Source organism: Gordonia sp. PS3 (assembly GCF_041950545.1).
GTDB lineage: Bacteria > Actinomycetota > Actinomycetes > Mycobacteriales > Mycobacteriaceae > Gordonia > Gordonia sihwensis.
In genome coordinates, this window is record NZ_CP169524.1 from 3,202,227 (window position 1) to 3,225,104 (window position 22,878).

Below are 22,878 nucleotides of genomic sequence, written 5' to 3' on the forward strand. Positions count from 1 at the left end.
GGTTCTCCACGGTAACGTCGGCCGCATGACCCACACGATCACCGCACCGACCGACGTGGACCTGGTGCACCTGCGTCGATGCATCACTCTCGCCCGCGAAGCGCTCGACTCGGGCGACGAACCGTTCGGCTCGCTGATCGTCGATGCCGAGGGCATGGTCCGGTTCGCCGACCGCAACCGGGTCGGTGCCGGCGACCACACGCGGCACCCGGAGTTCGCGATCGCCCGGTGGGCGGCGAAGAATCTGACCGAGGAACAACGAGCCGCGGCCACCGTCTATACCTCCGGCGAACACTGTCCGATGTGTTCGGCGGCGCACGCGTGGGTCGGGCTGGGGCGGATCGTCTACGCGGTCGGCGCCCGCCGGCTCAGCACCTGGCGCACCGAGTGGGGTCTGCCCGAGGGCCCGGTCGCGGCCCTGCCGATCAACGAGGTCGCACCGGACGTCCCCGTCTCCGGTCCGGCCCCCGAACTGGCCGACGAGATCCGCGAGTTGCACGCTCGTTCGGCCGGAGTGAACCTCACCTGACCCGCGCCGGAATCCGGCGGCCGCACTGCCGCCGGATTCACTCCGGGTCGAGCAGTTCCAGCCGCACCGCGAGCAGTCTGATCGGCCGGTCGATCTCGAAGGCGTCGAGCAGATCGTCCGCGACAGCCGCGATCGCATCGAGAGACGTCGTCGGAGCCGGCAGCTTACGCATCTTGGTTCTGGTGAAGAATGTGGCCGTCCGTACGGTGAGGCCGACACGGAACGGGGTGCGCCCCTCCGCGACCACCTGTTCGAGCACCTCCTCGGTGAGGGCCCGCACCGCCTCGTGCAGTCGGCCGGGATCGGTGAGGTCGGTGTCGTAGGTCCGCGCCTTCGAATGCGACTTGGCGATCCGCGGCTCGTCGGAGATCGCGTCATCGCCTCCGCCCCGGCACAGCACGTACAGCCAGTCGCCCTGGTGCGGGCCGAACATCGCCGTCAAGTCGTCTCGATCGGCGGCGGCGAGCTGCGCCACAGTGTCGATTCCCGCGGCCGACAGCTTGGCCGCGGTCCGCGATCCCACACTCCACAGTTCGCGGCAGGGACGGTGGTTCATCAGCGAGGCCCAGTTGCCGTCGTCGAGCACGAAGACCCGCTGTTCCTCGCCGGCCTCCGGACTCCGGACGGCCTGCTTCGCGAATCCGGTCGCCGCCTTGGCACGCTGTTTGTTGTCGGAGACGCCCACGCAGCAGTCCAACCCGGTCGCCGCCACCACCGCTCGTCTGATGCTCCGCGCCGTCTCGATGACGTCGGCGGCACTCAGCAGACGCGGGCCCGCGCGGTCTTCGATTCCCAGATAGGCCTCATCCCAGCCCCACACCTCGAGTGCATCGCCGAATCCCCGGAGGACGTCCATCACGCGCTCGGATGCGGCTTCGTACTCCCCCATGTCGAGCGGGAGGAATACCGCGTCGGGCGCCTTCTTGCTCGCGGCGCGCATCGGCATACCTGCCCGTACTCCGTCCGCGCGCGCCTCGTACGAGGCGCAGGTCACCACCTGCCGGGCACGCGTCGGATCGCCGTCCCCGCCGACGATCACCGCCTGTCCGACCAACTCCGGTCGCCGCTGCCGCTCCACGGAGACCTGGAACTGGTCGAGGTCGACGTGGAGCAGCCATCGGTAGCGGGTCGGGACACCCATGCGTCAACTGTATGGGAACACCGGCGGGCGGATCAGCCCGCGAGGGCGGGCTCGGTGGCGGAAGTCTCCGGCGCGGGCTGGTCGCTCGCAGGGGTCTCGCTCGCAGGCGTCCCGGCGGCGGGCTCCTCAGACGGCGAATCCTGGGTCGGCGTCTCCTGGGACGGCGCGGGCGCGACGATCTCGATCGGGGCCGGCTCCGGAGCCGGGTTGACGATCATCGGAGGCAGATTCGTCGACGGTTCGCCGACGACCGCGTCGTCGAGCGCACGCTCGGGAGCGGAGGTGGTGACCGCGGCGAGGGTCGCCGTGTCGTCATCCTGCGTCGGCTCGGCAGGACTCCCCGGCCCTGTCGGCCCTGTCTGCTTCGCAGTGAGCCCGTCGATCAGGTTCTTGGCGAACTTCACGTCGTCGCCGATCGTGACAGTGTTCAGGTAGTTGCGCAGTGTCCCGATGGGATCGAAGGGGTTGTCGAGGCTCAGGGTGCCGAGTCCGAACGGATTGTCCACCTGCACCAGGCTGATCTTCGGCAGTAGGCCGGCGTGCGCACCCTGAGTGATCCTCGTGATCTGCGGCAGTCCGATCAGGTTCGGGCGAGTGCTGCCGTTCACCTCCACCGGCGGGAAGAACACGATCTGGTGTCCGAGCCATTCCACGGTGATCGGGTTGCGCAGTCCGTAATCACTGGTCAGCCAGTGCGCGGTGACGGTCCGCTCCACCACCGGATCGAGGATCGGCGCACCGGACTCATCGGTGGCCTGCTCCATCAGCTGCTTGCCGTCGGGACCGAGCTTGGGCTTCTTCACCGACCTGGTCTTGGTCTCGGTCTTCTGCTCGCCGGTCTCCTCGTCGATGACGGGAGCGCCGTTCTCGTCGACGACCGGCGCCTGGTACTCCTCATTGACCCACTCGTACACGCCGACCATCCGCGGCGCGGTCTTGACCCGCATCACCTGCTTGCCGTCGGCATCGAGCTTCGGGGTCACCCCGTCGGCCTCGAACACCGGTTCCTTGGCGTACACCGTCTGCACGTCCTTGGTGAACCGCACGAAGTCCTTGGCGAACTTGATCCGGTCCTCGCCGGACATCAACGCCTTGAGCATGTCGGCCACGAACGGAGTGTCCATCATCGAGCCGAGGTCGCCGTCGCCCGACAGCAGCGGTGCCATCTGCTTCAGCAGCGCATCGTTGCCGAAGAGCAACGACGTGACGTCGGTCAGTCCCCACTGCTCCTGGCGGTGACCGCCGTCGGTGACCGGACGCAGATCCTTGTAGTAGTCGAACGTGCCGAGGGCGTTGGTACACGAACCGAGGCCCTCCGCCGTCGCCCGCGTCTGGAAGCCGAAGCAGGCCACCTCCTTCAGACCCGGCAGGTTGCCGTTGATGCCGTCGACCAGATCGAGCATTCCGGCGGCGTCGGCCCCGGCCTCACCCGCGAGGCTGGAGTCGAGCAGACCCGCATTGCGCAGCTGGGTGAAGTCGAGTTCCTGTCCGAACCAGGTGAACTTGATGTCGCTGGTGTCCATGTTCACCGCGGACGCGAGACCCAGCTGCGACTGCGCGGTCGACGTCCGCCCGTGATCGGCGCCGGCGAGCGCTACCGCCAGCGCGTTGGCGGTCTGCGCGAGCGCAGTTCCCCCGCGCATCGACAGCGCGACGTTGATGCCGTCGCCGACGATGGTGGAACTGCCGATCGGCTTCACCGGAGCAGGCAGATCCTGCGGCTGGGTGTAGTCGTACTTGTGGTTGGTCAGGTATTCGGCGAGCTTGAGCGCCTCGGTGCGCTTCTCGAGATTGAGATCCTCGCCCTTGGTGACCTTCGTACCGCCGACGAAGAGGCAGCCGCCCAGCACCGTGTTCTTGATCGATCCGTCGTTCTGGAGGCATCCGTCCTTCGCCGCCCTGTTCACCGGCAGGGCCGCGTCGCGCTGGATCTCGGCGTAGGTCTTGTACTTGTCGAACGCGCCCGGATCGACCCTCGGCATGCCCAGCGCGGAGGCAGCGCCCTTCACGAAGTCCCTGCCGAGGGTGACGCCGCCGAGGATCTCGAGCAGGTTCCGCTCCCCCATCCGGTACTTGACGACGAGCAGGTTGATGTCGTCACCGAGGTCGAGCACCATGTTCTCGGCCGCCTGGCCGACCTCGAGAGTCTCGGGCAGCACCAACGCGACGCCCGTTCCGTTGGAGCCCTTGCAGTCCGCGATCGCCTGCGGCGGGGCCGCCGGATCGAACTCCGTGCTCTTCGACGAGTCCGGACCGGTCGCGAGCGCACCCGTCCGGCACATCTCGACGAATTGGGAGACCATCGGATCGTCGAGCATGCCGAGGATCGCGTTCGGGTCCAGATCGCCCAGCCCGGCGATCGCGGTGGTCGAGGTCTCCGCGAAGGCGTGACCCGCGGGAGCCATGGCCGCACCTGCACCCAGAGCCGCGACGGCTCCCACCGCAGCGATCCCCTTCTTCAGCCGGCGTCGGCGCGCGCCTTCGGCGCGATCGAGTGCGCGGCGCTGCGCACGGTTCATGGGCTCAGTCACAGTTCTTCTCCAGAAGGGGGCGGATCTCTTCGCAAATCGGTCGAATCATAATTCGTGCCAGATTCCGGGTTCGTTTCGGCTGAACGGACGACGTGGCACGAATCTGACTTCGCCCAGGTCGAGGTGGCACAAATCCATTCCTCGCGAACGCACGCCGGCGACGGGGGCCGAGTCTCGCGACTCTATCGATTCAGAAACGACCGGCTTTGCCGGTTTCCCATCCGTCACACCCGTCTCGTACGGTGCCCTGTATGGCAGGAACTCGCACTACTCGACGCATGCCCTGGATCGCACGCCTCGCGATCATCGCCCTCGCCGGCACGATGGCGCTCCTGGTGCTGCCCGCCGCTCCGGCCGATGCGGCGCCCCGCGTGACCGCGGAACAACGGATCAGTGCCACCGTCAGCCTGATCTCGGTGTACTCGCCGTCGATGCATCGCACGATCCGCGCGCACGTGTTGCATCCCGCCGGACGGCCGAGCGGACTTCCGACTTTCTACATGCTGCCGGGCGCCGGCGGTGCCGAGGACGGGATCTCCTGGTACAACAACACACCGGTTCGCCGGTTCTTCGCCGATAAGCGCACCAATGTGGTCCTGCCGATCGGCGGACGGTTCTCGATGATGACCGACTGGATCTCCGACGACCCGATCCTCGGCCGCAACAAGTGGCAGACCTTCGTCAACCGGGAGCTCCCCGCAGCGGTGAACCGAGCCTTCCGCACCAACGGAGTCAGCGCACTCTCGGGTGTCTCCATGTCCGCCGGTCCGGCACTCGACCTCGCGACGCAGGCGCCCGGAAAGTACCGCGCCGTGGCCGCGTACAGCGGCTGTCCCGGCGCCGCCGATCCGCTCGGCACCATCGCGGCCACGGCGATCGTCGCCCGCGGCGGCGGCAACGTGCTCAATATGTGGGGACCTCCCGGCGGCCCGGCCTGGCGTGCCCACGATCCAGTGCTCAATGCCGCCAAGCTGCGCGGCACCGCCGTCTACCTGTCGGCGGGTTCGGGCCTGCCCGGTCCCGTCGACGGTGATCCGCTGCGCACCGGCGGCGGGCTCGTCGGCGGCAACATCATGGAGGCCATCGCGCTGCGGTGCACCACGAATATGGCCGACCGGCTGAGCGCCCTGGGTATCCCGCACACCTTCGTGCACCGGCCCGACGGCGTCCACACCTGGGGCCTGTTCTACGCCGACCTTCGCAATTCATGGCCGATGATCGCGCGCGCGATCGGCGCCTGAGCGCACGCCGCGCTCATTCCCGGGCGAGTTCCTCCGCACGTGGCGCCAGAGCCCGCGTCACGGAAGCGAACTTCGCGACGAGCTCCTTGCCGAACAGCAGCTTGACGATGCCCGACGCCGGGCCGGTGATCTCGAAGTGCGACTCGTACCGGCTGCGTCCGTCGCCGAGGTCCACCACGGTGTGCCTGCGCAGGCTGCGCACCGCGCCGAACGGCGCGGGCTTCATCCGATAGGAGAACGACCGGCCCTCGTCGACGGCGTCGATGTACTCACGCGTCCGCTTCAGCCCGCCCGGACCGAGCCGGAAGCGCATGTCGATCGGATCGCCCGGCCGCAGGGTGGATCGGCACTCCACCTGGAAGGGATTCCATTCGCCGTACGCATCGAAGTCGGTCAGCACCTGCCACACCACGGCGGCGGGAGCGTCGATGTCGATCGAACTGTCGGTGATCAGAGCCATGCGGCCATCGTAGAACACGTTCTAAATCGGCGGCGTTCGCCGGGTCGAGGCACGATACGACGAGGGTCCCGCCTCCGGATGGAGACGGGACCCTGCGTTCGGTCGGATCAGCGGAAGTCGCTGCCGAAGCCGTAGTCGTCCAGCGGAACGGCGGCACCGCTCGGGGCACCGAAGGTGCCGTCCGGGCTGTAGTAGGTGTCGTCGTAGGTCGGCAGGGCGTACGCCGCTGCGCGGGCCTCCTCGGTCGGCTGGACCTCGATGTTGCGGTAGCGGTTGATACCGGTACCGGCCGGGATCAGCTTACCGATGATCACGTTCTCCTTGAGGCCGACGAGCTTGTCGCTGCGGTTGTTGATCGCCGCATCGGTCAGCACGCGGGTGGTCTCCTGGAACGACGCCGCCGACAGCCACGAATCGGTGGCCAGCGAGGCCTTCGTGATGCCCATGAGGACCGGTCGGCCGGCAGCCGGCTCCCCGCCCTCGGCGACGACGGCCCGGTTGGCCGCCTCGAACTCGGCGCGCTCGGTGAGCGAACCGGGCAGGAACTCGGTGGCGCCGGAGTCGATGATCGTCACACGGCGCAGCATCTGGCGGACGATCGTCTCCACGTGCTTGTCGTGGATCGACACACCCTGGCTCCGGTACACCTCCTGGACCTCGTTGACCAGGTGGATCTGCACCTGACGCGGGCCCATCACGCGGAGCACCTCGTGCGGATCGGCAGCGCCCTCGAGGAGCTGCTGACCGACCTCGACGTGATCGCCGTCGGCCAGCAGACGCTCGCTGCCGTCCTCGTGGCGGAACACGCGCAGACGCTGACGCTTCGACAGCTTGTCGTACACGACCTCGTCGCTCCCGTCGTCCGGGATGATCGTGATCTTGTAGAACCGGTCGTCGTCCTCCATGCGGACCCGGCCCGAGACCTCGGCGATCGGGGCCTTGCCCTTGGGGACACGGGCTTCGAACAGCTCGGTGACTCGCGGCAGACCACCGGTGATGTCGTCACCGACGCCACCCTGGTGGAAGGTACGCATCGTCAGCTGCGTGCCGGGCTCACCGATCGACTGCGCCGCGATGATGCCGACGGCCTCGCCGATGTCGACGAGCTTGCCGGTGGCCATCGAACGGCCGTAGCAGTGCGCGCACACGCCGGTGCCGGTGGCACAGGTCAGGACCGAACGGACCTTGACCTCGGAGATGCCTGCCGCGAGGAGAGCCTCGATGGCCGGATCGCCCAGGTCGTGCCCGCGCTCCACCACGACGTTTCCGTCCGCGTCGACCGCATCGGCCGCGAGCGTACGGGCGTACGCCGAGGTCTCGACGTGGGCGTCGCGGATGATGCTGCCGTCCGGCTGCTTCTCGCCGAGCGGCACCACGATGCCGCGCTCGGTGCCGCAGTCGGTCTCGCGGACGATGACGTCCTGCGACACGTCCACCAGACGACGGGTCAGGTAGCCCGAGTCGGCCGTACGCAGTGCCGTGTCCGCCAGACCCTTACGAGCGCCGTGCGTGTTGATGAAGTACTCGGCAACGGTCAGGCCCTCGCGGAACGAGGACTTGATCGGGCGCGGGATGAACTCACCCTTCGGGTTCGTCACCAGGCCCTTCATACCCGACAGGTTGCGGACCTGGGTCATGTTGCCCGTGGCACCCGACTTCGGGATCATCGTGATCGGGTTGTCGTCGGGGTAGTAGTCCTCGAGCGCCTTACCGACCTCTTCGGTGGCCTGCTTCCAGATCTCGACCAGGGCGTCGCGACGCTCGTCGGGGGTAAGACCACCGCGCTGGAACTTGCGCTCCAGACCGTCGGCCCGCTCCTCGTAGCGCTCCAGGATCTCTGCCTTGGCCGGCGGCACCAGAACGTCCGACATCGAGACGGTGACGCCCGAGCGGGTGGCCCAGTAGAAGCCCACGTCCTTCAGCTTGTCGACGGTCTGCGCGACGACGATCATCGGGTAGCGCTCGGCGAGATCGTTGATGATCACGGCCTGACGCTTCTTCGGCATCTGCTCGTCGATGAACGGGTAGTCGCGCGGCAGCAGCTCGTTGAACAGCACACGTCCCAGGGTGGTGACGGTCTCCCACGGCTGACCACGGGTCCAGCCCTCCGGGAACAGCTCCGCCTCCACGTCGGCGGGCGGACGCTGGTCGGTCAGCCGCACCTTGATGCGCGACTGGATGGTCAGCGCACCGCGGTCGACGGCCATGATGGCCTCGGCCGGGCTCGAGTAGACGCCGCGCTCCACGTCGCCGTCCGTGGCACCGGTGTACTCGCCGGTCAGACCGTCCTTCTGGGTGGTCAGGTAGTACAGGCCGGTCACCATGTCCAGACGCGGCATGGCCAGCGGGCGGCCCGATGCCGGCGACAGGATGTTGTTCGAGGACAGCATCAGGATGCGGGCCTCGGCCTGCGCCTCCGCGGACAGCGGCAGGTGCACGGCCATCTGGTCACCGTCGAAGTCGGCGTTGAACGCCTCACAGACCAGCGGGTGCAGCTGGATGGCCTTGCCCTCCACCAGCTGCGGCTCGAAGGCCTGGATGCCGAGTCGGTGCAGCGTCGGCGCACGGTTCAGCAGAACCGGGTGCTCGGCGATGACCTCTTCGAGGACATCCCAGACGGCGGGGCGCTGACGCTCCACCATGCGCTTGGCCGACTTGATGTTCTGGGCCTGGTTGAGATCCACCAGACGCTTCATCACGAAGGGCTTGAACAGTTCCAGAGCCATCAGCTTCGGCAGGCCGCACTGATGCAGCTTGAGCTGCGGGCCGACGACGATGACGCTTCGGCCCGAGTAGTCGACGCGCTTGCCGAGCAGGTTCTGACGGAATCGGCCCTGCTTGCCCTTGAGCAGATCGCTCAGGGACTTCAGCGGGCGGTTGCCCGGCCCGGTGACCGGACGGCCGCGACGGCCGTTGTCGAACAGCGCGTCCACCGACTCCTGCAGCATCCGCTTCTCGTTGTTGACGATGATCTCGGGAGCACCGAGGTCGATCAGTCGCTTGAGACGGTTGTTGCGGTTGATGACACGGCGGTACAGATCGTTCAGATCGGAGGTCGCGAAGCGGCCACCGTCGAGCTGAACCATCGGGCGCAGTTCCGGCGGGATCACCGGCACGGCGTCGAGCACCATCGCCTGGGGCGAGTTGCCGGACTGCTGGAACGCCGCCACGACCTTCAGCCGCTTCAGCGCGCGCAGCTTCTTCTGGCCCTTGCCGCTGCGGATCGTCTCGCGCAGCGACTCGGCCTCGGCCTCGATGTCGAAGTTCTCGAGCAGCTTCTTGATGGCCTCGGCGCCCATCGAGCCGGTGAAGTACTCGCCGAAACGGTCCTCGAGCTCGCGGTACAGACGCTCGTCGACGATCAGATCGCCCGGGGTGAGCTTGGTGAACTTGTCCCAGATCTCGTCGAGAGCCTCGACCTCGCGGTTCGCGTGGTCACGCATGCGCTTGAGCTCACGCTCGGCGGCGTCGCGGACCTTGCGCTTGGCGTCGGCCTTGGCGCCCTCGGCCTCGAGCTCGGCCAGATCGGCCTCGAGCTTCTGCTGACGCTCGGCGAGAGCGGCCTCGAGATCGTCGAGGATCGCCTTGCGCTCCACACCGATCTCGGCCTCGCGGGTCGAGAGCTCGGCGTGACGCAGCTCGTCGTCGACGGCGGTGATCACGTAGGCGGCGAAGTAGATGATCTTCTCGAGATCCTTCGGCGCCAGGTCGAGCAGGTAGCCCAGCCGGCTCGGCACACCCTTGAAGTACCAGATGTGCGTGACCGGAGCGGCCAGCTCGATGTGGCCCATGCGCTCACGGCGCACCTTGGCCTTGGTCACCTCGACGCCGCAGCGCTCACAGATGATGCCCTTGAAGCGCACGCGCTTGTACTTGCCGCAGTAGCACTCCCAGTCGCGAGTCGGTCCGAAGATCTTCTCGCAGAACAGGCCGTCCTTCTCGGGCTTGAGCGTGCGGTAGTTGATGGTCTCCGGCTTCTTGACCTCACCGTACGACCAGTTGTGGATGTCGTCGGCCGTCGCAAGGCCGATCTTCAGTTCGTCGAAAAAGTTGACGTCGAGCACTAGTTGCCTTTCAGTGTCTCTTCTAGTCAGGTGAGGATCAGTTGGCGAGATCGTCGACCGTGGCGGACTCGTTGCGCGACAGGTTGATGCCAAGGTTGGCAGCAGCGCGCTCGAGGTCCTCGTCGTCGGTGTCGCTCATCTCGATGGCGGTGCCCTCGCTGGAGAGGACCTCCACGTTGAGGCACAGCGACTGGAGCTCCTTCAGGAGCACCTTGAACGACTCCGGGATGCCCGGCTCGGGGATGTTCTCGCCCTTGACGATGGCCTCGTACACCTTCACGCGGCCGACGACGTCGTCCGACTTGATGGTCAGCAGCTCCTGCAGGGTGTAGGCGGCGCCGTAGGCCTGCATCGCCCAGCACTCCATCTCACCGAAGCGCTGGCCGCCGAACTGGGCCTTACCGCCGAGCGGCTGCTGGGTGATCATCGAGTACGGACCGGTGGAACGCGCGTGGATCTTGTCGTCCACCAGGTGGTGCAGCTTGATGATGTACATGTAGCCGACCGAGACCGGGTACGGGAAGGGCTCGCCGGAACGACCGTCGAACAGCGTCGCCTTGCCGTCCGGACCCACCATGACCTCACCGTCGCGGTTCGGCAGGGTGGAACCGAGCAGACCCGCGAGCTCGTCGTCCTTCGCACCGTCGAACACCGGGGTCGCGGTGTTCGTGTTCGGCGGAGCCGAGTGCATCGCCTCGGGCAGGCGCTTGGCCCACTCCTCCTCGAGCTTCTCCGTGTCGATGTTCCAGCCGGCCTTCGACACCCAGCCGAGGTGGGTCTCGAGGATCTGGCCGATGTTCATACGACGCGGAACACCGTGGGTGTTCAGGATGATGTCGACCGGGGTGCCGTCGGGCAGGAACGGCATGTCCTCCTGCGGGAGGATCTTGCCGATGACGCCCTTGTTGCCGTGGCGGCCGGCCAGCTTGTCGCCGTCCTGGATCTTGCGCTTCTGCGCCACGTAGACGCGGACCAACTCGTTGACGCCGGGCGCCAGGTCGTCGTCCTCGTCGCGGCTGAACGTGCGGACACCGATGACCTTGCCGGTCTCGCCGTGCGGCACCTTCAGCGAGGTGTCGCGGACCTCGCGAGCCTTCTCACCGAAGATCGCGCGCAGCAGGCGCTCCTCCGGGGTGAGCTCGGTCTCGCCCTTCGGCGTGACCTTGCCGACCAGGATGTCGCCGTCGCGGACCTCGGCACCGATGCGGACGATGCCGCGCTCGTCGAGATCGGCCAGCACCTCGTCGGAGACGTTCGGGATGTCCCGGGTGATCTCCTCGGCACCGAGCTTGGTGTCGCGGGCGTCGATCTCATGCTCCTCGATGTGAATCGAGGTGAGCACGTCCTCTTCCACGAGGCGCTGCGACAGGATGATCGCGTCCTCGTAGTTGTGGCCCTCCCACGGCATGATCGCCACGAGCAGGTTCTTGCCCAGCGCCATCTCGCCCTGGTCGGTGCAGGGGCCGTCGGCCAGGACCTGACCGGCCTCCACCCGCTGACCCTCGTCGACGATCGGCACCTGGTTGGCGCACGTGCCGTGGTTGCTGCGCTCGAACTTGCGCAGACGGTAGCTGTCGCGCGTTCCGTCGTCGGCCATCACCGTGATGAAGTCGGCGGAGACCTCCTCCACGACACCGGTCTTGCCGGTGACGATCACGTCGCCGGCGTCGACCGCCGCACGCAGCTCCATGCCGGTGCCGACCAGCGGCGCCTCGCTGCGGACCAGCGGCACCGCCTGGCGCTGCATGTTGGCGCCCATCAGCGCACGGTTGGCGTCGTCGTGCTCGAGGAACGGGATCATCGCGGTGGCGACCGACACCATCTGGCGCGGCGACACGTCGAGGTACTCGACCGACTTGGCCGGAACGAACTCCACCTCGGCGCCCTTGATGCGGACCAGGACGCGCTCGTCGGTGATGGTGCCGTCGGCGTCGTAGTTGGTGTTGGCCTGACCGATCAGGTAGCGATCCTCCTCATCGGCGGTCATGTACTCGATCTCGTCGGTCAGCACACCGTCGACCACCTTGCGGTACGGGGTCTCGATGAAGCCGAACGGATTCACCCGCGCGTACACCGAGAGCGAACCGATCAGACCGATGTTCGGACCCTCGGGGGTCTCGATCGGGCACATGCGGCCGTAGTGCGAGGGGTGCACGTCGCGGACCTCGAGGCCGGCGCGCTCACGCGACAGACCGCCCGGACCCAGCGCCGAGAGACGACGCTTGTGCGTCAGCCCCGACAGCGGGTTGTTCTGGTCCATGAACTGCGACAGCTGGCTGGTTCCGAAGAACTCCTTGATGGCCGCGACCACGGGGCGGATGTTGATCAGCGTCTGCGGGGTGATCGCCTCGGCGTCCTGGGTGGTCATGCGCTCACGCACCACCCGCTCCATACGCGACAGGCCCACGCGGATCTGGTTCTGGATCAGCTCACCCACGGTGCGGAGCCGGCGGTTGCCGAAGTGGTCGATGTCGTCGACCTCGACCGGCACCTCGACGCCGCCCGGGACGGTCATCATGGTGGTGATGTTGGGGTCGGCCTCGTGCAGGCGCACCAGGTACTCGACCGTGGCGATGATGTCCTCGGTGGTCAGCGTGGACTCGCCGACCATCGGGTTCGCCGTGAGGCCGAGCTTCTTGTTGATCTTGTAGCGGCCGACGCGAGCGAGGTCGTAGCGCTTCTCCTTGAAGAACAGGTTCTCCAGCAGGCTCTCCGCGGACTCCTTGGTCGGGGGCTCACCCGGACGCAGCTTGCGGTAGACCTCGAGCAGGGCCTCGTCCTGATTGGTGGTCGCGTCCTTCTCCAGGGTCGACATCATGATCTCGGAGAAGCCGAAGCGTTCGGCGATGTCCTCGTTGGTCATGCCGAGTGCCTTGAGCAGGATGGTGACCGGCTGACGACGCTTGCGGTCGATGCGGACACCCACGGTGTCGCGCTTGTCGACGTCGAACTCCAACCAGGCGCCGCGGCCCGGGATCACCTTCACCGAGTGCAGCGTCTTCTCGGTGGTCTTGTCGATCGTGGAGTCGAAGTAGACGCCGGGGCTGCGGACCAGCTGGCTCACCACGACACGCTCGGTGCCGTTGATGATGAAGCTGCCCTTGTCGGTCATGATCGGGAAGTCGCCCATGAAGACGGTCTGCGACTTGATCTCACCGGTGTTGTTGTTGATGAACTCCGCGGTGACGAACAACGGCGCCGCGTAGGTCATGTCCTTGTCCTTGCACTCATCGATCGAGGCCTTGACCTCGTCGAAGTGCGGATCAGAGAACGACAGCGACATCGAGGACGAGAAGTCTTCGATCGGCGAGAGTTCGCGGAGGACTTCCTCGAGTCCGCCGACCGGGTTCTCCTCACCCCGTGCAATCGCCTTTGCGCGCCACTCGGGCGTACCCACAAGCCATTCGAACGAGTCGAGCTGCAGATCCAGCAGACCCGGAACCTCGAGCGGCTCGTCGATCTTGGCGAAGGAAGCGCGGTGCGGCGCGCCCGGGATGATTCCCGCTGTGGTTGAGGTGGACTGGCGGTCGAGTGCCAAGATGCGTCCTTCCAACACGAAGTTTCTCGGTGCGTGGCCATGGTGGCCTGCGGTGGTCGTGCGACCTGCACAAACATCACACCCGAGAACCGTCCCCGGAGGGAGGGCTGGAAGGATGATCGATCAGCGGACAGGAGGCAGCCAGCGCAACGTCCAACTGTATCAGATATCTATGGCAATGGGTATACCCCTGCCGGAGAATGATTGTCGACGGCTGCCTACCTGGAGACAATCAACTTGTGACAGCGTGACGTGCCGAGGCTGTCACGTCAAGCGAAACGCGCCGAATCGGTCAGAAAAGCCTGTTCAGCGCCCTCGATCAGAACTGTCCGACTTCGCTGATCTTCCAATTCCCGCCATCGTCCTTGGTCAAGGTGTACTGGACATGCGGCACCTGGGAGTCGGCGATCACGCCGTCCCGCGAGGTGCTCACGATCAGTGTGCCGACCACCACCGCGCGATCATCGGTGAGGTCCGACAGGCCGAGAGCGTCGATCTGGCACTCCGACGCCGTCTTGGACTGTTCGATGACACTGCGGTTCGTCTTCAAGAAGGTCTCGAACTGGTCGAGCGCTCCCCCGGTGAAGGTGTCGCGGGTGGACGCGGCCCACTGGTCGAGCTTCTTGTAGTCGAACTGGAAGGGCGCGCACGCGCCGGCCCGCGCCTGGCTGAGCACCTTGTCGGTCTCGCGCTGGTCGACGAACGCACGGTTATCGCTCACGGTGACACCGGGGTGGAATGCGAGGACGGTGGCGATGACACCGAGTACGACGGCGACGGCCCCGGTGATCGCCGCGAGCCGGAGTGTCGACGAGGTGTCGCGCGGGGGGCGCCCCTGGTTCAGGGCAGCGGCGGCGGCCTCGTCCCGGGCCGCCTTCTGCGCGGCCACCTGGCGCTTGCGCTCCACACCGGACACGGTGGTTCCGGCGGTGTCGACGGGCTCGGTAGGAACCGTCGAGTGCTGCATCTGCTCGTCTGTGTCGGCCTGAACCGGCCTCGATACCGTGACGCGCGGCGCCGCTCGGCCCGCGACCTTCGGTGTCCGCTTTCCGGAACCGGGCTTGTTCGGACGTCCGCCGGCCATCAGTTTCCACCCTCCTGCAGCTGCGAGTCCTGCGACTGGTCCGCGGTGCCCTGGCCGGGCGCGGTCGACACCCCGGAGCCGGTGTCGGTGTAGTCGATCGGGTTCAGCGCGACCACCTTGGTCGCCTTACGCACACCGTCGACGTCGACCATCGTCAGGAGAAAGCCCATCTGTTGCTGCGCGACGGGCTGATTGGGGATCGTCGATGCGACGTTCGCGAACACCAGAACGGTGGCGGTGTCGTCGTCGGTGCTCAGCTCCGTGGTGGCGCTGCGCGTGATACGCGACTCGAGTTTGCCGACCTGTCCCCCGGAGGCCGCGACACGCTGCTCGACGTCGGCCACGACGCCGGTGTTCACCTGCTTGAGGGCATCTCCGGTGAGCGACGACTCCAGACGCTTCTTCCAGCCCGCGGTGTCCTTGGGGTCCACCGCGGTGATGTTGAGGACGGCCTGCTCGGCCGCATCGACCGACTCGTTGCGGAGCTGATCGGCCTCCGAGTCGACCGTGTAAGCGCGGATCCCCGTGTAGCCGAAGTATCCGAGACACACCACCGCAGCGATGAGTGCCGCGACCGCGGCAGCCAGTGCCAAGGAGGCGAAGGGCGACCGCGCGGACGCGTCGTCGGTGTCGGCCTCCTCGGTGCCGCTGGACCACCGGGACCAGAACCGCAGGGAACGTTTCGGCGCGGCTGCGTCGTCCTCGGCAGCATCGTCGACGTCTGCCTCAGCGGTCTCCACCTCAGCGGTCTCTGCCTCAGCGGTCTCTGCCTCAGCGGACTTCACCTCGACGGTGTCCGCCTCAGCGGATTCGGACGCGACGGGAGGCTCGGCGGACGTCGCGGCGTCCACCGGTTCGTCCTGCGGCTGGCTGGTGTCTTCGTGTGTCATCGAGCGCAACTGTAGTCATCGCGAGGCACGCCGTGCCAATCCGTCGCCGCCGCGGAGACGGCGACGGATCGGCCGGGCGTCACTTCGGATGCACACCCATCAGAGCGGCCAGCTGGGTCGCGAGCGGATTCAGGTTCAACTTGTCCGGATCCTTCTTCGGCGTGTTGTCCCACGGCTGTGCGATGTACGGATTCGCCAGCGCGGCGCGGTTGGCACCGCGGACCGACGTGGGGTTCCCCTCGGGCACGTTGCAGTTGGCCTTCGTGTTGAACGGGAAATCGTCGTAATTGACGTCGAAGTTCGGGTTGCGCTTCTTCATCTCGGCGATCATCGCCCACGTGCTCTCGTAGCCCTTGGTGCAGCTCACCGGGTTGCCGGTCTCCAGAACGATGCCGAAGTGGATCTGGCCGTCGCCGGGAGCGGCGCTGTGGCTGCCCGCCGACAATGCCGACAGCATCGCGAAGGTGGCACCGGTGGCGAACGAGGCCGGCGCCGCCGCGTGAACGGTTCCGCCGAGCTGATGGATCAGCTTGGTGGTATCCGCACCGTTGTCCTGCAGGAAGGTCGAGAGCGCGGTGCCCGCCGGCGGGCCGTTCGTCAGAATGCGGCGGATCGCCGGATCCGAACTCACCAGCTGGGCGGAGACCCGGTCGAGATTCTTCGACCATGCGAGGATCTCGTCGGACTGGTCGGCCTGCGTCGACAGCACCACATTGGAGTTCTGCAGCAGCTGCGTGATCGGTTCGATGTTCCGGACGCCGTCCTTCGACAGCTTGTCCAGGGACGAGATCAAGTGCGTGAGGTCCTCGCCCTTGCCGTTGAACGCCGTGCCGAGTTCACGGATCACACTGCTCAGCTGATCGACCGGAATGGTCTTGGTGAGGCTGATCGTGTCGGCGATGACGTCCTGCAGCTTCGGGGGCGTCTCGGCGCCCTGGATGCGCGATCCGTTCTCCAGGTAGGGCCCCGCGCTCGTCTTGGGCTGCAGGTCGATGAACTGCTCACCGATCGCCGATCGGTTCGCCAGCACCGCCTGAGCCGAGGCGGGGACCTTGGGTGCGCCGGAGTTCATGTCCAGCGTCACGTCCACGCCGTTCGGCACCATCTTCATGTCACCGACCAGACCCACCGGCACTCCCCGATAGGTCACCTCCGCGTTGGTGAAGATGCCGCTCGCGTCGGGCATGTGCAGGGTCACCTTGTAGGTGGAGACGCCGACCAGCTTGTCGAGCCGGGCGTACTTGGCACCGACGTAGACGATCGCCAGCACACCGATCACCACGAAGACGATCAGCTGAATCTTGACGAGACGACTGGTCACTGGTCACCACCTCCGAGCATCCGCAGCGGCCCGTCCAGGAAGTTCTCGTCTCCCGACGGCATCGGCGAGTACTGAGCCTTCTTGTCCGACGACTTCTTCTGCACCGAGTTCTTCTGGCCCGACTTGCTCTGGGCGGTCCCCGACGACGGATTCATCGGGTACGTGCCACCCGACGGAGGAGTGTTCGGACCCTTCCGCGAGTTGGCCGCCGGCGGAAGCAGCGAGATCGTCGGCCAGCCCCAGCGGGGTCCGTTGCCGTTGATGTACGGGTTGTTCGGGTCGATCTTCGGCGGGCTGACGGTCGGCGCCTGGTACACCGGCTTGCCCTGTCCCACGCCGAGCGCTTCGAGCTGATTCAGCAGCCGGAGGTCGAGGGTCGCGAACAGGTTGGTCGAGTCGCCGTGCACACCGGGCAGCAGATCGTCCGGGAAGGGATGGGTCAGCATCAGCGGCAACGCGGTGACCGCGTCCTGTGCCGACTTCGCGAGCTCCGACAGGATCGGGCGCAGCGCCTTCAGGTCGGTGATGATCTGATCGTGCGCCTTGCCGAGGATGTCGGTGCCGACCTGGCCCAGATCGTCGAGCTTGGTGAGCAGGTCAACGAACTGCGGGCGCTGCTCCTCGAGCACCTTCACACCCGCAGGCAGTTGGTTCAGGATCCGCTCGATCTGAGCCGTCTGCTGATTGGCACGCGCCGACAGCTTGCTGACGCCGTCGATCGCGCTGATGATGTCGTCGCGCTGCTTGTTGAGGCTGTCGATCAACTTCTCCGACTGCTTCAGCAGCGAGCGCACCGTGTTCGGCCGGTCGCCGAGCGCCTCGTTCAGTGAGGTGATGATCGGCTCGAGCTGGTTGATGCCGCCGCCGTTGAGCAGCATCGACAGTGCGCCGAGCAACTGCTCGATATCGGTGACGGTGCGGGTGCGGTCCGATTGGATGGGTTCCGACTCGGGCTGACGCGGCGTCTGCGCCGTCACGCCCTGCGGCTCGGACAGCGCCACGAACTTCTCGCCGAGCAGGTTGGTCTGCTGAACCGAGGCCGAGGCCTCGTCGGAGAGATCGACGCTGTTCTTGACCTTGATCGTCACCAGCGCATCCCAGGCACCGGTGGGCACCTCCACCTTGGTGACCTGGCCGACCGGAATGCCGTCCATCTTCACGACCGACTGCGGGACCAGGTCCAGGATGTTGTTGAACACCACCTTGTAGGTCCGCGGGTTCGACCCCACGTCCACACCGCCCGGCAGAGGTACCGACTGGATACCGGAGCAACCGGTGGTCACCGCGAGAACGGTCGCGAGTGCGGCACCCATACCGGCGACGCGGGCTCGCGTCGACAGTTTCACCTTCATCGCTGTCCTCCAGGAAGACTCGGGTCCGGATTGCCCGGGACGGTACCCGGTGCCGGGTTCTTCTGCTCCTTGTCACCGCTCATGATTCCGAAGGGCAGCACCGGCAGCACCGGTTCCAGAACGCCCTTCGTGATCTGCGTGGCGACGTTCTTGCAGTTGTTGACCAGCGGCGCGAGCTTGCGGCTGAAGTCGACGGCCATCGGATTGCCGGGCAGCAGCTTGCCCAAGTCGAGCAACCGGCAGCCGGCGGCCAGCGGGTCCTGCAACTCCGGGATGTTGACGCGCATCGCGACGGTGCCCGATTCCGCGTCGTAGGCGTTGATCAGGTTGCTGATCGTGACCGGCAGGACGGTGAGGATCTCGAGCAGGTGATCCTTGTTGTCCAGCAGCGCCTGACCCGTCGGCTGCAGGTCGCGGACGGCCTGACCGATCTTGTCGTTGTTGTCGGAGATGAACGTCGCGACATCGCCCAGCGCGTACGACAGGCTGTCGAGCGCCTTGCCCAGCTGGTCGCGCTCGCCGGCCAGGAAGGTGTTGAACGAGGCCATCTGGCTGTTGAACTGCCGGACCTGCGCGTCGTTCTCCTTCAGCGCACCCACGAAGACGTTCAGGTTGCGGATCGTGCTCATCAGGTCGGTGCTGCCGTCGGACAGCGTTCCCGCGGCCTTGGACAGGTTCGTGATCGCCTCGCCCAGCTTCGCGCCGTTGCCGTCCAGATTCTTCGAGAAGACGTCCACGAAGTCCGTGACGGCACCGTTCTGATTCGCGCCCTCGGGTCCGAGCGACTTCGACAGCTTCTGAAGGTTGGCGTAGATCGCGTCGATCTCCACCGGCACCTTGGTCTGCTTGGTCGACAGCGTCACGTCGCTTCCCGCCTGCGCCCCGCCGGAGTAGGCGGGGGTGAGCTGCACGTAGCGGTCGGCGACGATCGACGGGATGATCTGCACGGCCTTGACATCGGCCGGGAGCTTCACACCGCGGTTCACCCGCATGTCGACCTCGACCACATCGCCGCGCGGGGTCACGTCGGTGACCTTGCCGACGTCGACGCCGAGCACCCGGACGTCGCTGCCCTTGTAGATGCCCACCGCGCTGGTGAACGTGGCGTGCACCTTGGTGGTGCCGATCAGGGTCGACGCCCACCAGCCGCCTGCGGCGATGATGAGGACGAGCACCAGACCGAGTGCGCCGTAGACGATGTTGCGCTTGTTGAACAGACCGGAGGTCTGACCTGACTCCGTCATCCGCCGGCCCCCGTTCCACCGTTGTTCAGATTCTTAGTCATGTTCGGCAGCCTGGTCGTGTTCTGCTGCGGCAGTGCGGGCGGCAGCAGGTTGGTGACCGTCGCCTCGAACCAGCGACCGTTGCCGAGCACGTTCGCGTAGACGCGGTAGAACGGCGCCATGTACGTGATCGTGTCGCGCAGATTCTTGTTCTGCCTGGTCAGCATGTCGGTCACGCCCTTGAGGGAATCGAGTGCGGGTCCGATCTGCGCCTCGTTGTCCTTCACGATGCCGCTGAGCGACTTGCTCAGCGTGGTGGTGCTCGCGAGCAGAGCCGAGATGCTCTTCTGCCGGTTGTTCAGTTCCTTGAGCAGGACGCCGGCGCCGGCGATCAGCCGGGTGAACTCCTCGTTCCGGTCCGCGAGGATCTTGGAGGCGTCCTTGGTCGCCTTCAGCAGCCGCTGCACCTCCTGGTCGCGGCTCGCGATCGTGTTCGACAGCCGCGAGATGCCGGTCAACGACGAGTTGATGTCGTCGGCGTTGGTGCCGGAGAAGGCGGCCGACAGCGTTCGCAGCGACTTCGCGACCTCGTCGGTGTCGACGTTCTCGATCTGATCGGCCGCGTCACCGAAGGCCTCGATGACGTCGTACGGCGCGACCGTGTCGGTGAGCTTGACCCGGGGGTCGGCCAGTTCGCTGCCGCGCGGGTTCAGCGCCAGGTACTTCTGGCCGAGCACCGTCTTGATCTGGATAGACGCCTGCGTCTGGTTGCCGATCCAGGTGTTGTTCGCGGTGAAGGTGACGTCGACCTTGTCGTTGTCGAGCGCGACCTCGGTCACCTCGCCCACCTTGACGCCGGCGACACGGACCTCGTTGCCCGCCTTGAGCCCGGCGGCCTCGGAGAACTGCGCGGTGTAGCGCGCTCCCGCGCCCAGCAGCGGCAGGTCCTTCAGATAGAAGGACGACACCGCGGCCATGATCAGGATCAGCAGACCGAGTGCGCCGATGCTCGTCGCACTCCGTCGGCCGGCGAACCGTCGGCTCTTCTTAGGCGTCGTCGGAACTTCCGGCTGCCCGTCGGGTGTGTTCTGTCGGTCGGTCATGCTCACCCCCCGGGCTTCATGTCGCGCCAGCATCGCGTGGCGGCGCTGGTGTAGAGGACGTGGTTGATGTTCGGCAGCGGCACCACCGGCTGCGTCAGCAGGGTGGACTTACCGTTGCCCGCGACGACGTCGATGCCGCACAGATAGAACTGGAACCAGGAGCCGAAGGTCGCGGCCCGGCCGATCTTCTGCAGCTTGACCGGAAGGTTGGTCAGCGCCTTCTCGATGTCGTCATCGCGCGAGTTCAGCTGGTCCGACAGCGACTTGATCCCCGCGATGTCGCCCTGGATGGCCGGTCGCGTCTTGCTCAGGATCGAACCGGTCACCGTGGTCAGGTTCGACACCGACGTGATCGCCGATCCCACCGACCCGCGCTGAGCCGCGAGCCCGGTGATGAGCTTCTCGGTGTTCACCAGGAGGCTGGTGAACTGGTCGTCGTTCCGGTTCACCGTGTTGAGCACCTTGGTCAGGTTGGTGATCATCTCTCCGATCACCTTGTCCTTGTCGGCCAGGGCGTTGGTGAGTCCAGCGGTGTCGCTGATCAGGTCGCCGATGGTGGTGTCCATGTCGCCCTGGAAGACCTTGATCATGGTCTCGGCGAGCTTGTTGATGTCCTCCGGGGTGATCTGCTTGAACAGCGGACGGAAGCCGTTGAACAGCTCGGTCAGGTTCACCGCGTCGTGCGTGCTCTGATGCGTGGGCGAGTTGGTGAAGGTGTATCCGGCGCCGACGGTGTCGTTCGCCGACCCGGGCCCCTTCTCCAGCGCCATGTAACGCAGTCCCGTCAGGTTGCGGTACCGGATGAACAGCTGGGTGCCCTTGGGCAGCCGATCACGGTCGGCGCTGAATCCGACGAGCGCCTTGTTGCGGTCGGTGATCTCCACGCTCTCGACCTGGCCGACGCGGACGCCCGCGATGCGCACATCGTCGCCGGGGTTCAGCATGGCCGCGTCGTCGAACACGGCTTTGAAGCTCGCCTTGCCGCCGGAGCCGGCGTTGGCGATGGTCAGACCGAGCATCGCGGTGGCGAAGATCGTGATGAGGGCGAAGATGATCAGCTTCACCAGGGGTGCGACGACGCCTCTCATTTGACGGTCACCTGCGCTCCCTGCAGCGATCCGGCACCGATGGAGGTGACCCACAGCGGCACCTGCTCCGGGCTCACACCCGACGACGCCCCGTAGAGCACCTGCATCTGGCGCTGGTAGTCGGTCTCCGACACGGTGCCGCTCGGCGTGCCGCTGAACTGCGGCTGAGGCAGATCCGGCCAGGTCTTGGGACCCGGGTTACGCGACGGCGGCTGGTACGAGCCGTCGGGAACACCGCCGCCGGGGTACTGCGGGAACGGGCGGCCGTTGGTTGCGGGCTCGTAGCAGCGGGCGGGCGGATCCACCCACAGCAGCCGGGGCTCGTCCTGGTTGGGCAGGTACCGGCCGCGCGGGTTCACGAACTGCAGGTTCACGTGGACGCCGGGGTTGGCGGTGCCCTTGCCGACGATCGGGCCCACCTTCGGGACGATCGTGGCGAAGTTGTGGAACATGCAGCCGAAGGTCGGCGACTGGCGCGCCGCAGCCTTCAGGAAGGGCTCGGAGTCGATGAACAGGTTCAGCATGTCCTTCTTGTTGGCCTTGAGGAACTTGGTCGTGTCCACCGCGGCCACGCTCAGCGTCTGGATGGTCGACCGAAGATCGCCCTGCCGCTCCACCACGGTGTTACCGGTGATGCGCAGGTTGTCGAGCGCGTCGATGATGTCCGGCACCGCTTCGGAGTAGGTCTGCGAGAACGACGCCAGTCCGCGGATGGTGCCCTGCAGATCGGTCATGTTCGCGTTGACCCGCGTGAAGATCGTGTTGAGCCGATCGACGATCTCGCCGATCTGGTGGCCCTTGCCGCCGATCGCCTGCGAGATCGCGCTCAGCGTCACGTTGAGGTCCTCCGGCGGGATCGCCTTGATGACCGGGAGCAGCGCGTCGAAGAGATCCTCGACCTCCTGCGAGTTGCCCTTCGGGTCGGTCAGGATCACCGATCCGTCCTTCAGCGTGCCGCCGTCCGAGCTCTCCGGGATTTGCAGAGCGATGTACCGCTCACCGAACAGTGTCTTCGGGAGCACCCGGGCCGTGGTGCCGTCGGGGAGATTGTGCATCTGGTCGGGATTGATGCCGAGTTCGACGTTGACCTTGCCGCCGGGCTCCACGTCCACATTGCGCACCGAGCCGACGACCACCCCGTTGGCCTTCACGTCGGCGTTCTTGACCAGCGAGTTGCCCGCGTTGTCCGTACGCAGCGTCACCGTCGAATAGTCGTCGAACGTCCCCCGGAACTTGAGCACCGAGACCGCCAGCAGACCGATGACGACGACGAAGAACAACAGGCCCAGGAGCCTGCGTTTGAGCGTCCCCAC

Annotated in this window: 15 protein-coding genes; 2 read left to right on the plus strand and 13 right to left on the minus strand. The window is 66.4% G+C overall.

The genetic code is table 11. The features are described from left to right. Positions 1-25 precede the first annotated feature (25 nt). Entirely contained in the window at positions 26-529 is a 504-nt protein-coding gene (locus ACE11G_RS14790) for a nucleoside deaminase (protein WP_045536606.1), read from the plus strand. A 37-nt stretch (positions 530-566) separates the two neighbouring features. Here ACE11G_RS14790 and ACE11G_RS14795 read toward each other — a convergent pair whose 3' ends face one another. Both ACE11G_RS14795 and ACE11G_RS14800 read right to left on the minus strand, forming a co-directional pair. Beyond that, positions 567-1,670 carry a DNA polymerase IV gene (locus tag ACE11G_RS14795; protein WP_062367410.1) on the minus strand — a complete coding sequence of 368 codons (1,104 nt, stop codon included), beginning with the start codon at positions 1,668-1,670 and terminating at the stop codon, positions 567-569. A gap of 32 nt (positions 1,671-1,702) precedes the next feature. Next, positions 1,703-4,201, minus strand: coding sequence for a hypothetical protein (locus ACE11G_RS14800; RefSeq protein ID WP_375002715.1), 2,499 nt, complete (start codon positions 4,199-4,201; stop codon positions 1,703-1,705). Positions 4,202-4,452: 251 nt separating this feature from the next. Between ACE11G_RS14800 and ACE11G_RS14805 the strand changes: the two genes are divergently transcribed. Then, positions 4,453-5,442 (plus strand): alpha/beta hydrolase, encoded by a 990-nt coding sequence (locus ACE11G_RS14805; RefSeq protein WP_375002717.1) that lies wholly within the window; start codon positions 4,453-4,455, stop codon positions 5,440-5,442. Positions 5,443-5,455: 13 nt separating this feature from the next. Here the strand turns inward: ACE11G_RS14805 and ACE11G_RS14810 are convergent, their stop codons facing one another. The 11 genes from ACE11G_RS14810 to ACE11G_RS14860 all read right to left on the minus strand — a co-directional run bounded on the left by ACE11G_RS14810 (position 5,456) and on the right by ACE11G_RS14860 (position 22,878). After that, positions 5,456-5,902: an SRPBCC domain-containing protein gene (locus ACE11G_RS14810; RefSeq protein WP_045536598.1), complete on the minus strand. Its 447-nt coding sequence runs from the start codon at positions 5,900-5,902 to the stop codon at positions 5,456-5,458. A gap of 107 nt (positions 5,903-6,009) precedes the next feature. Beyond that, positions 6,010-9,966 carry a DNA-directed RNA polymerase subunit beta' gene (locus tag ACE11G_RS14815; RefSeq protein ID WP_006894411.1) on the minus strand — a complete coding sequence of 1,319 codons (3,957 nt, stop codon included), beginning with the start codon at positions 9,964-9,966 and terminating at the stop codon, positions 6,010-6,012. A 37-nt stretch (positions 9,967-10,003) separates the two neighbouring features. Then, entirely contained in the window at positions 10,004-13,504 is a 3,501-nt protein-coding gene (locus ACE11G_RS14820; RefSeq protein WP_006894410.1) for a DNA-directed RNA polymerase subunit beta, read from the minus strand. A 319-nt stretch (positions 13,505-13,823) separates the two neighbouring features. Further along, a complete protein-coding gene (locus ACE11G_RS14825; protein WP_375002720.1) occupies positions 13,824-14,588 on the minus strand; it encodes a hypothetical protein in 765 nt (254 codons plus the stop codon). Then, a complete protein-coding gene (locus ACE11G_RS14830) occupies positions 14,588-15,478 on the minus strand; it encodes a hypothetical protein (RefSeq protein WP_375002722.1) in 891 nt (296 codons plus the stop codon). The genes ACE11G_RS14825 and ACE11G_RS14830 overlap by 1 nt, the downstream gene beginning before the upstream one ends. A gap of 79 nt (positions 15,479-15,557) precedes the next feature. After that, positions 15,558-16,799: an MCE family protein gene (locus ACE11G_RS14835; RefSeq protein ID WP_006894407.1), complete on the minus strand. Its 1,242-nt coding sequence runs from the start codon at positions 16,797-16,799 to the stop codon at positions 15,558-15,560. Next, positions 16,796-18,151 carry an MCE family protein gene (locus ACE11G_RS14840; protein ID WP_006894406.1) on the minus strand — a complete coding sequence of 452 codons (1,356 nt, stop codon included), beginning with the start codon at positions 18,149-18,151 and terminating at the stop codon, positions 16,796-16,798. The genes ACE11G_RS14835 and ACE11G_RS14840 overlap by 4 nt, the downstream gene beginning before the upstream one ends. Then, positions 18,148-19,395 carry an MCE family protein gene (locus ACE11G_RS14845; protein ID WP_006894405.1) on the minus strand — a complete coding sequence of 416 codons (1,248 nt, stop codon included), beginning with the start codon at positions 19,393-19,395 and terminating at the stop codon, positions 18,148-18,150. The genes ACE11G_RS14840 and ACE11G_RS14845 overlap by 4 nt, the downstream gene beginning before the upstream one ends. Next, on the minus strand, positions 19,392-20,477 hold the full coding sequence (locus ACE11G_RS14850) for an MlaD family protein (protein ID WP_006894404.1): 1,086 nt from the start codon (positions 20,475-20,477) through the stop codon (positions 19,392-19,394). The genes ACE11G_RS14845 and ACE11G_RS14850 overlap by 4 nt, the downstream gene beginning before the upstream one ends. A 2-nt stretch (positions 20,478-20,479) precedes the next feature. Next, positions 20,480-21,565 (minus strand): MCE family protein, encoded by a 1,086-nt coding sequence (locus ACE11G_RS14855; RefSeq protein WP_006894403.1) that lies wholly within the window; start codon positions 21,563-21,565, stop codon positions 20,480-20,482. Beyond that, positions 21,562-22,878 (minus strand): MCE family protein, encoded by a 1,317-nt coding sequence (locus ACE11G_RS14860; RefSeq protein WP_006894402.1) that lies wholly within the window; start codon positions 22,876-22,878, stop codon positions 21,562-21,564. The genes ACE11G_RS14855 and ACE11G_RS14860 overlap by 4 nt, the downstream gene beginning before the upstream one ends.

Bases quoted from the DNA above. Each gene is read 5' to 3' on its own strand.
- ACE11G_RS14805 (WP_375002717.1), top strand. From the start codon at position 4,453: ATGGCAGGAACTCGCACTACTCGACGCATGCCCTGGATCGCACGCCTC.
- ACE11G_RS14855 (WP_006894403.1), bottom strand. From the start codon at position 21,565: ATGAGAGGCGTCGTCGCACCCCTGGTGAAGCTGATCATCTTCGCCCTC.
- ACE11G_RS14850 (WP_006894404.1), bottom strand. From the start codon at position 20,477: ATGACCGACCGACAGAACACACCCGACGGGCAGCCGGAAGTTCCGACG.
- ACE11G_RS14810 (WP_045536598.1), bottom strand. From the start codon at position 5,902: ATGGCTCTGATCACCGACAGTTCGATCGACATCGACGCTCCCGCCGCC.
- ACE11G_RS14825 (WP_375002720.1), bottom strand. From the start codon at position 14,588: ATGGCCGGCGGACGTCCGAACAAGCCCGGTTCCGGAAAGCGGACACCG.
- ACE11G_RS14790 (WP_045536606.1), top strand. From the start codon at position 26: ATGACCCACACGATCACCGCACCGACCGACGTGGACCTGGTGCACCTG.
- ACE11G_RS14840 (WP_006894406.1), bottom strand. From the start codon at position 18,151: ATGAAGGTGAAACTGTCGACGCGAGCCCGCGTCGCCGGTATGGGTGCC.
- ACE11G_RS14830 (WP_375002722.1), bottom strand. From the start codon at position 15,478: ATGACACACGAAGACACCAGCCAGCCGCAGGACGAACCGGTGGACGCC.
- ACE11G_RS14845 (WP_006894405.1), bottom strand. From the start codon at position 19,395: ATGACGGAGTCAGGTCAGACCTCCGGTCTGTTCAACAAGCGCAACATC.
- ACE11G_RS14795 (WP_062367410.1), bottom strand. From the start codon at position 1,670: ATGGGTGTCCCGACCCGCTACCGATGGCTGCTCCACGTCGACCTCGAC.